The sequence below is a fragment of the Globicatella sp. HMSC072A10 genome (genome assembly GCF_001811625.1).
Taxonomy (GTDB): domain Bacteria; phylum Bacillota; class Bacilli; order Lactobacillales; family Aerococcaceae; genus Globicatella; species Globicatella sanguinis.
Genome location: NZ_KV805746.1, coordinates 1 through 9,533, shown reverse-complemented (window position 1 = coordinate 9,533; position 9,533 = coordinate 1). Strand labels below are relative to the sequence as shown.

At 32.2% G+C, this 9,533-nt stretch carries 7 protein-coding genes; 2 read left to right on the top strand and 5 right to left on the bottom strand.

Going from position 1 to position 9,533, the window contains the following annotated elements; translation table 11 throughout:
- Positions 1-193 precede the first annotated feature (193 nt).
- Together glnA and HMPREF2811_RS06875 are read right to left on the bottom strand one after the other, a co-directional pair.
- Entirely contained in the window at positions 194-1,531 is a 1,338-nt protein-coding gene (glnA, locus tag HMPREF2811_RS06880; protein WP_071408696.1) for a type I glutamate--ammonia ligase, read from the bottom strand.
- 20 nt (positions 1,532-1,551) lie between these two features.
- The gene (locus tag HMPREF2811_RS06875; RefSeq protein ID WP_141749273.1) at positions 1,552-1,893 is read right to left on the bottom strand and encodes a MerR family transcriptional regulator; all 342 of its coding nucleotides are present in this window, start codon (positions 1,891-1,893) and stop codon (positions 1,552-1,554) included.
- Between the two features lie 189 nt (positions 1,894-2,082).
- Between HMPREF2811_RS06875 and HMPREF2811_RS06870 the strand changes: the two genes are divergently transcribed.
- Positions 2,083-2,994: a C39 family peptidase gene (locus tag HMPREF2811_RS06870; protein WP_071408695.1), complete on the top strand. Its 912-nt coding sequence runs from the start codon at positions 2,083-2,085 to the stop codon at positions 2,992-2,994.
- A gap of 11 nt (positions 2,995-3,005) precedes the next feature.
- Entirely contained in the window at positions 3,006-3,890 is an 885-nt protein-coding gene (locus HMPREF2811_RS06865; RefSeq protein ID WP_084802035.1) for a cation diffusion facilitator family transporter, read from the top strand.
- Positions 3,891-3,973: 83 nt separating this feature from the next.
- Here the strand turns inward: HMPREF2811_RS06865 and dnaB are convergent, their stop codons facing one another.
- From dnaB to HMPREF2811_RS06850, 3 genes are all read right to left on the bottom strand, one after another.
- Positions 3,974-5,350 (bottom strand): replicative DNA helicase, encoded by a 1,377-nt coding sequence (gene dnaB, locus HMPREF2811_RS06860; RefSeq protein WP_071408694.1) that lies wholly within the window; start codon positions 5,348-5,350, stop codon positions 3,974-3,976.
- Positions 5,351-5,542: 192 nt separating this feature from the next.
- The gene (gene rplI, locus HMPREF2811_RS06855) at positions 5,543-5,992 is read right to left on the bottom strand and encodes a 50S ribosomal protein L9 (RefSeq protein ID WP_066126437.1); all 450 of its coding nucleotides are present in this window, start codon (positions 5,990-5,992) and stop codon (positions 5,543-5,545) included.
- 13 nt (positions 5,993-6,005) lie between these two features.
- Positions 6,006-8,009, bottom strand: coding sequence for a DHH family phosphoesterase (locus tag HMPREF2811_RS06850; RefSeq protein WP_168164959.1), 2,004 nt, complete (start codon positions 8,007-8,009; stop codon positions 6,006-6,008).
- Positions 8,010-9,533 lie beyond the last annotated feature (1,524 nt).

The following is a 9,533-nucleotide window of genomic DNA, read 5'->3' as shown; positions in this document are numbered from 1 at the left end:
CGCAGATTGAGACCACTCAACCACTGCGCTTTAAATTAACGAGCATTAATTTGACTGAATTTTTCAATTTTTTGTCCAGCCTCACCCCACTTACCTCTTAAGCTTTAATATAACAATATGAGACTGGGCAAAAAATTAATAAAATTTCTGCTCAGTCTCATCATACCTTATTTTGTGCTGATTGGCTATTTTCTTAGTATTGAGTAAGATATTTATCTAATTCCCATTGAGTGACTTGTTTTTGATATGAGAAGTATTCAATTGTTTTTTCTGCAATAAAGTTTTGTGCAATATGATCGCCTAACGCATCCAATATTACCGGTTCTTTTTTCAATTCTTTTAATGCTTCACGTAATGATCCGGGTAAATCATTCACACCCTCAGCTAAGCGTTCTTCACGCGTCATTGAATAAATATTGCGGTCGACAGCCATTGGGGGTTCAATTTTATCTTCAATTCCTTTTAATCCCGCTGCTAATAAGACAGATAATGCAAGATAGGGATTAGCAGAAGGATCAACACTTCTTACTTCTACACGAGTGGAATTACCACGGGCTGCAGGAATACGAATTAATGGTGAACGGTTTTGACCACTCCACGCAATATAAACCGGTGCTTCATAGCCTGGAACTAATCGTTTATATGAATTAACCAATGGATTACAAATAGCGGTGTATGCACGGGCATATTTTAATAACCCACCAATAAAGTACTTAGCTGTTTGAGATAATCCATCTGGAGCAGACTCATCGTAAAATACATTTCCTTCATCGTTAAATAAAGATAAGTTAAAGTGCATACCTGAACCAGCAATTTCAAAAATTGGCTTTGGCATAAAAGTAGCATGAAGATTGTGACGACGAGCAACAGACTTCACAATTAATTTAAATGTCTGAATATTATCACAGGCAGTTAAAGCATCGCTATATTTCCAATCGATTTCATGTTGACCTGATCCAACTTCATGATGGCTCGCTTCAATATCAAATCCTAAATCTTCTAACTCTAAAACAATATCACGACGACAGTTTTCAGCTAAATCATTGGGAGCAAGATCAAAATAACCACCTTCGTCATTTAAATCCATCGTCGGTTTACCAAATTCATCTAATTTGAATAAATAAAATTCTGGTTCAGGTCCTAAATTAAAACTTTTAAAACCCATCTCTCTCATTTTAACTAAACTGCGTTTTAAATTACTGCGTGGATCCCCTTTAAATGGTTCTCTTTTTGGAGTATGCACATCACATATTAAGCGTGCAATGCGACCAGTATCTTGATGCTCAGCCCAATTAAAAGTTAACCATGTATCATAATCTGGTATCAAATACATATCACTTTCTTCAATACGTACAAAGCCTTCAATCGAAGAACCATCAAACATCATTTGCATATTTAAAGCTTTTTCTAATTGAGCAATCGGTACTTCAACATTTTTTAAGGTCCCAGTAATATCCGTGAACATTAAACGTACATATCTAACATTTTTTTCGGCTGCATCGCGTAATATTGATTCTTTTGTCCATGTCATAAAATTTTTCCTCCAAATAATTAAAACCTACTCCGAATATCTAACTCATCACGCAAAATTCGTCTCACGTCTTGGTCGGTCAACTGTTTTGACTCAACATGATTTATTGATTTTTCATTTTGATTTTCGTAAAATTTCTTAATTCCTTTCAAAGTCATTCCATCATCCATCATATCCATGATTTCTAAAAGCCGATCAATATCATTGAGTGAATATAATCTACGATTGGTCTCACTTCGTTTTGGGAAAATTAGTTGATAATCTTCATAATATCGAATCTGTCTAGCTGTTAACCCCGTTAAGCTCATAATTGTGCCTATTGGAAAAATTGCTAAAGTTCGTTTAATTTCTTTATTAGCCACCTAATTCCCCCTTTGAATTTTAATCATATTATAATAATCAATGAACATCACGTCAATATTTTATTTACTTATCATGTTACATTTTCTTACATGATAAATGTTTTTCATTTATATTACATTAGGCAAGTTCAATTCACTCATGAGTATTTTTATGATACAATAGCTCTATGAAAAAATCGGAGGGCTTCAATGAAACGAAGTATACATCAAGTTGCAATTATCTTTACATTAATTGTGATATTAATAGGATCATTGCTAATCAATCAATTAAAAGAAGAAACAGAACTAAAAAATAATATTGCTTTAAATGAACAAATCAAACAACAAAAAGAAGAAACAACAATCGAAGAAACAACAATCGAGGAAACAACTGTTGTTGAAAAAATAGATTTCAATAGCTTATTAGCTGAAACGACCTCTTCTACATTAGCACAAGACATTACTCAACTCATCAAAGAACAATACAATGATTCTTACTTAAAAGCACAAGATGATATCGTCAAGACGCTTAAAGAACAAAAAATAGATATCGAAAATACAGGCTATCTTTTTTTACCTGAACATCCTTCTAATTACACAGACTCAAATGTTGAACAAATCGATATTCCGTTAATTTTACAAAAAAATAAAAAATGGCGGGCCCTTTCTTATGGAACAAATACCACCAAAGAGTTAGGTGAAAATGGCTGTGCATTAGTGTCGTTATCGATGATTGAAAGTTATTATCAAAATCGGATTGTTGAACCCAATGAAATCCTCAATTGGAGTCAAAATGATTATTATGTTCATAATGAAGGAACTTCTTGGCAAATATTTTATGATTTTGCCATAGAACATGACTATCAGTTTGAAAATTTTGGTTCTAATTTTTATGATGCCATGGATGCGCTCAATCAAAATCATATTGTCATTGTTTCAGTCCAACCTGGTCACTTCACTGAAGTAGGTCACATTTTATTAATTCGTGGCTATGATAGTAAGAACCGCAAAGTCTACGTTAATGACCCAAATGATAATGCTGAGAAAATGTTTAGTATCCAAGGAATTGACGAAGAGATTCTTTTAGAAGATGCTTTAAACTTCTGGACTTTATATAAATAAGGAGTTTTTAAATGAATAACCACCAACAAAAAATACTGATGGCTGCTAGAGGGGCAGCTATCAGTGTTTCTGTCTATTTAATTCTTTCCATTTTAAAATTAGTATTTGCACAAATCTTTCATTCTAGCTCATTGCAAGCAGATGGATTAAATAACCTCTCTGATATTATCGCCTCTCTTTCAGTATTCGTTGGTATCAATATTGCGAAAAGACCAGCGGATAATAACCATCATTTTGGTCATTCTAAATTTGAAACAATTGCGAGTTTTATTACTTCTGTCTTAATGTTTTATATTGGAATTGATGTTTTATCGACCGGCTTTCAGCGATTAATCAATCGAGATTTTCCCGTTACGGATAAAAAGGCAATGTATGTTTCTATTTTTTCAATGATCGTCTTATGGTTTACTAGCCAGTATATTGCTAAACTCTCTAAAATGACGAATAGTCTCGGTTTAAAGGCTACTGCGACAGATATGAAGAATGACTTTCTAATAAGTTTTGGAACCTTATTAGGAACCATTTTTGCTCAATTTGGACTTCCAATAATGGATACTATTCTCTCTTTAATTGTGGCAGTCATTATTATTATTTCTGGTTATGATATCTTCAAAGAATCAACTTTTGTTCTATCAGATGGTTTCGATTTGGAAGAAATCGAAAAATATCGTGCCACTATTTTAAAACATCCAAAAGTACATGAGGTTTCAAATCTAAGAGCCCGCCTTAATGGTAATAAAATTTATGTTGATGTCACCATTAAAATTGATGGTAATTTATCAGTTATTGAATCTCATCATATTACGGAAGAAATTGAAACAATACTCTCGTATAATTTTCAAGTTGAAGATTGTGATGTCCATGTTGAACCCTATTTTGAACCTAAAAAAGCCTAATAGCGATCACTCTATGTTAGAGAGAGTAGCTATTAGGCTCTTCTTTTATCGATAGATAACGAATTTAAACTGAACACTGGGCACTATAATGCAGGCGGAATTTCAGCAAATGTTAAACTAGAGAATTTATTATATTCTTTAGTAAAAAGGAGTCTAACCGTATCCCGGGCACCACTACGGTTTTTAGCAACAATAATTTCCACACTATTATCTGGTAATTCATCATTATGTTCGACCTCTTCATCGCCTTCTTGTTGGTGATAATCTTCACGGTATAAAAAGGCAACAATATCCGCATCCTGTTCAATCGATCCCGACTCACGAATATCACTTAACATTGGACGTTTATTTTGGCGATGTTCTAATCCACGCGATAGCTGTGAAAGCGCTATAACAGGCACTCCTAATTCTTTGGCTAATTTCTTCAATTGTCGTGAAATTTCAGAAACTTCTTGTTGTCTGTTTTCTTGTCCACTACCTTCAATTAATTGTAAATAGTCTATTACAATTAACCCAAGTTCAGGATGTTCTTGTTTTAAACGACGGCATTTTGCTCTAATTTCAGAGACACGAATTCCTGCTGTATCATCAATAAAGATTGGCGCTTCTCGTAAGGTATCCGCAGCAACTGTTAAACTATTCCACTCATCCTCTGTCAATTGACCGGTCTTCAAATTACCTGCGTGAATGTTACCTTCAGCACAAATCATCCGGTTAACCATATCAATTGCACCCATCTCTAAGGAAAATATAATCACTGGTACTTTTGACTTGGTAGCAACATTTTGTGCAATATTTAAAGCGAAAGCGGTTTTACCAACTGATGGACGAGCTGCCAGAATAATCAATTGATCCGGTTGGAATCCACTCGTCAATTTATCTAAATCAGCATAGCCTGAGGGTAATCCAACTACATCGGTTTGTGTTTCAGATAGTTCAATTATTTTTTCAAATGCTTCTTGAACTAACTTTTGCATTTCTTTCGGTCGATTGCTATGATTATTTTCACCAATCGATAGAATCAGCTTTTCACTCTTATCCAAAACATCTTGTACATCTTCTCCAGCCGCATAAGCATCATTCATAATTTGAGTCGATGAAACAATAAGTTTTCTTAAAATGGAATTACTTTTTACAGTATTGGCATAATTCTCCACATAAACAGTGGATGGTGCTTTGGAAATCACTTCAACCAGATATTCCGCACCACCAATATTTTCTAATGCATCATTCGCATCTAAATATATTTGTATATTCCCGATATCAAATGAACCATCACGATCAAAAACCTTCTCAATGGCTTCAAATATTAATTTATGTGATTGACGATAGAAATCATCTTTTTCTAAAACCGCCTGTACTGTTCCCATTTTAGAGGGATCAACGAGTAATGCCCCAAGGACTGATTGTTCGGCTAATGTATCGTGTGGCATTACACGCTCATTCGATACTAATTCCATAATTAGGACCCTCCTTAATAGTATTTCTTCTCTAGTTTACTAAATGAATAGGGTACTTGCAAGGTTAAATATATGAACTTAAACATCACAATTTATCCCCTTCATATTCTAATCTTTAAAACAAAAACTAGACCTTTTTTAGTAAGGTCTAGTATTATATATAAAATAATTGATTTTCAACTTATCTATGTTTTAAGCTTCAACAACATGAACTTTTATTTTAGCAAATACATCTTGGAATAATTTAACTTCAACATTATGATATCCCAAAGATGATAAATTTTGTTCCATTTGAATTTTTCTTCTATCAATTTCAATTTTATATTGTTTTTTCAATTCTTCTGCTATCTGTTTTGATGGAATCGTACCAAATAAACGACCATCTCCTGCCTTAGCTTTAATTTCAACTACCGTATCTTCTTTTTCAATAAACGCTTTAATCTCTTTTGCTTCAGCTAATTCTTCTGCTTCTTGTCTTTGCTGTGCAGCCTTTTGTGCTTTTAATTGATTCATTGAAGGTGCGTCAGCTAACTTAGCTAAACCATTCTTTATTAAATAGTTACGGCCATAACCATCTGATACTTCAATTACTTGACCTTTTTTACCTTGTTTTTTGACATCTTGTAATAATATAACTTTCATTAAAAAACCTCCATTATTTACTTTGATTGATTGCCTGCAATAACAATTCTTTTGCTTCGTCAACCGTTGTATTTTCTAATTGTGCTGCTGCATTTGATAAGTGTCCACCGCCACCTAATGATTCCATAATTTTTTGCACATTAATCTTACCTAAACTTCTTGCGCTAATACCAATAGATGTCATCGTTCTTTGGAAAATTACAAAAGCAGCTTCCACATGTGTTAAAGATAACATACCATCTGCAGCTTGAGCTGCTGTCACATTATCAATCGGAAGACCTGATTCACTTTGAGTAATCGCATAAACTGAATCAAAAAATTCTGTACGTTCGATTAATTGATTACGCTTTTTAACATCCAATAAATCTTCTTGTAACATTCTTTGAATTTGTTCAGTATCGGCTCCACGTGATTTTAAATAACTCGCAGCATCAAATGTTCTGGAACCTGTTCTCATACTAAAATTATTGGTATCTACAATGATTCCTGCCAATAAAGCCGTTGCTTCGAAACGATTAACCGGTTCACTGTCATTACGTACATTCATAAAGAACTCAGTAACCAATTCACTCGTTGAAGAAGCAGTCGTTTCAATATAGGTTAATACCGTTTGTTTAGGAAATTCTTCACTTCGGCGATGATGATCAATCACAACGATATTTGGACCATATACTAATAATTGTTCTGCTTCTGATAAGGAAGGGCGATGATGATCGACTAATATTAATAATGTTTTTGGATTCAAATGCGTCTTAGCTGTTTCTGAATCAATGAATATATTTTTTAAATTATAACTAATTTGTGGACTATTCAATAGATTTTTAATATCAGTATTAAAAGTAGATTCGTTAATAATAATTTTTGCTAATTTCCGTCGTTCAGTTGCAATTTTATAAATACCTAAAGCAGAACTTAAAGAGTCCATATCTGGGTACTTATGGCCACTGATAATAACATTACTAGCTTGATCAATTTGATTAATTAAAGCTTGATAAACTAATTTCGATCGGGTATTGGTACGTTTTTCAGTAGGATTTGTATCACCACCATAAAACCTTGCAGGTTCTTCATCCATTTTGACAACTACTTGATCGCCACCACGCCCTAAAGCCAAATCTAAATTCATTTGAGCCTCTTTTGCTAAACGATTGATTTTCACTTTATCATCTGTTGAATAGGCTATCCCGATGCTCATTGATATTGGAATATTCCTAGCGTAATATTTTTCACGAATTTCACTAAAATATTTAAATTTTTGATTTTCTAATTTTCCTAAGGTTTTAACATTTAATAGAAGCAGGAACTTATCATCTTCTATCCTTTTAATATAAATATCTTGTTGTTGTGCCCAATTATTAAGTTCATTGATAAGATCTGCATCAAAATTAGATGCTTCTTGATCATTTAAAGACTGTACTACTTCATCGAAATCATCTAATAGTAAATATCCATAAACAATACGATTATTTTTATATTGTTGCTGAATATTATATTCATTTTCAAATTCAATCCAATAGATAGCACGACTATTGACATCATGAGAAACTCGATAATGTTTTTCATTATATGTTATCACTTGCCATTCCTTATCAATGGTTTCAATAATAGTCATTAAATCAGGATTAATGTCCTCCAATTTTTGACCTACAGCATTCTTATAATTTATGATTGAATTTGCCAGTGAATTTCCCCAAGATAATCGATGATTCTGATCATATAATAAAATCCCAATAGCTGAGTTATCATATACATTTTCATTTACAACTTTAATATCTTTTGCTAATTGATTGGCTATCATTTTTATTCTAGATACAAAACGATTCGTATAATAATAAATAAAAACAAAGATTGCTATTAACAAAAGTAGAAGTAAAATACCAATTTCAAATTTTAGTACAAATGCAATTAGCATAATAATAATGTAAATTAAAAGTAAGGAATAAATTTGCCAACTTAGTTCAAGTTGATGAAAAAACCTTAAGAAGTTTTTTATACGATCTAGTTTAATTAAAACCACCTCATTTCTCATTAATCTATTATAACATATCCGGTAATTGATATCTATTTACCCATTAATGTTTCACGTGAAACATCTTCAAGTAAAAAGAAACCATTTAAAGAAGACAAAAAGTGATTAATAAAAAAGAATTAGCAATATTTGATAGACTTGTTTAGTAACCTATACATAATGTTGCATAAACTACTTACTCAACATTCCTTTATTAAGTAATTATAAAAGTAATTGGTAAAAAAAAGTAAGATTTGATAATTGAGGTTTATTTGATAAGGGCACTGTTAAATTAAATTGAGATGAATGTAAAAATATCCAATTGATAATAATCTTTAACAATAAACCGCAACAATATGTATTGCTTGAAGCTTGTAGTACTTCGCAACCAAGATCAAAAGACTTATCAAAAAGATGGTCTATCAAAAATATATCAAAAAAAGTCAGCAACACTAATTATTTAGTTCTTTAGATTCTTATAATGTATTTCATCCCAATCGATTATTCCCTAGTGAATCTCTAATATCAATTAAGGAAGATTTACTCAGCTGGAGTTATGAGAACAACAGTTATTAGGGTAACGAAAAATCTTTTTCACAAAGTTTCATTTTTCAAAACCAGATTAGATATTTTCATCTGAAAACTAATTGAACAATGTAAGCATTCCAAACGCACCACAAATAATAAAAGCGATAAAAATAAGCCTTTTTTTGTTTTCAAAGATTTTCAATATGTCTCATTATGAGACACAAAAACGGCCTTTTTTGGGTGTTATTTTCATTTTCATAAAAATCCAAAAAATAATTCGCTAAACTTTATATATTCTTAATAATTAAGCAAAATATGTCTCAAAATGAGACACGAGCTTGTGAATGAAAATATTCTGTGATAGAAATTACTTTTTAATATGTTTTTAAGCGCAAAATCACAAGCATCACATAGAGATACCCTAAATAAATTATGAACTTTAAACATTTTGTAAATGTCAACCGAAAAATGGTCCACGATAATATTTGAATAAAAAATAATGATATCTAATATTAGGCTGGGCATAAACTGATAAATCAGTTAAGATTATTTTTCATTAACTACTAGCGTAATGGTTGAGTGGTCTCAATCTTCGTCTTAAAAATGTTAGGCAAAAACTTGATAATTTCAATCAGGTGATTGCTCGCTAATTAAAAGCGAAGTGGTTGAGTGGTCTCAATCTGCGTCTTAATGACTTGATTGAGACCTAGTCAACTGTGCTGGGGTAGGCCGACGAAGCGAAAATTATTCAATTTTCAACTTCTGGCCAACTCCCAACTTTGGGGGGTGAACAAACGAAGCGAAAATCAATCGATTTTCTACTTCTTACCCACTCCCATTCTCCTTACATAATTAGGAGTAAATATCTATCAGATATATCTAAGGGTCGAATGGTCGTATTACAACTATTAACCATTCACCCAAAAGAGTTTCAAGGTAATTAATCCTATTGAATTTCCCCATACTCATTCCTTGTTTATTGTATTCTAAAAAGGGGCCAAAAAT

Coding starts and splice junctions, on each gene's coding strand:
- HMPREF2811_RS06865 (WP_084802035.1), top strand. CDS start 3,006: ATGAATAACCACCAACAAAAAATACTGATGGCTGCTAGAGGGGCAGCT.
- HMPREF2811_RS06870 (WP_071408695.1), top strand. CDS start 2,083: ATGAAACGAAGTATACATCAAGTTGCAATTATCTTTACATTAATTGTG.
- rplI (WP_066126437.1), bottom strand. CDS start 5,992: ATGAAAGTTATATTATTACAAGATGTCAAAAAACAAGGTAAAAAAGGT.
- dnaB (WP_071408694.1), bottom strand. CDS start 5,350: ATGGAATTAGTATCGAATGAGCGTGTAATGCCACACGATACATTAGCC.
- glnA (WP_071408696.1), bottom strand. CDS start 1,531: ATGACATGGACAAAAGAATCAATATTACGCGATGCAGCCGAAAAAAAT.